Consider the following 349-nt stretch of genomic DNA (forward strand, 5'->3'; position numbering starts at 1 on the left):
ACCTTCTCGATATTGTCTTTCAGGTCAGCGATTTTAACGCGGCGTCCAAGGCTGTTTTCTCGCGTGCGCAAGACAAAGTCGAAATACTCTTCGCCCTGGCGACGGCTGACTGAATCGATTGCTTCCAGGATATGACCGGGAAGTCCTTCCGAACGCAGGTTGTCAAGCGTCCACGCAGTTTTCTCGACGACATCATGCAGGATACCGACGATCCTTTCATCCTCCGCATCCAAGGCAAGCATCACCCGCAAAGGGTGGAAGATATACGGTTCTTCATCGTCGGCGAGGTAACCAGCATGGGCGCTGGCAGCGATTGAGATAGCCTGCTCCAAAGAGGTCATGTGGGGTT

At 53.6% G+C, this 349-nt stretch carries 1 protein-coding gene; it reads right to left on the reverse strand.

What is annotated here, in order from left to right; all coding sequences use genetic code 11:
- Positions 1-349: GTP pyrophosphokinase (locus LB462_RS31055; protein WP_224515974.1), on the reverse strand; the 349-nt coding region annotated here is incomplete at both ends.

The sequence above is a fragment of the Phyllobacterium chamaecytisi genome, assembly GCF_020164455.1.
In the GTDB taxonomy this organism is placed as follows: Bacteria; Pseudomonadota; Alphaproteobacteria; order Rhizobiales; family Rhizobiaceae; genus Phyllobacterium; species Phyllobacterium chamaecytisi.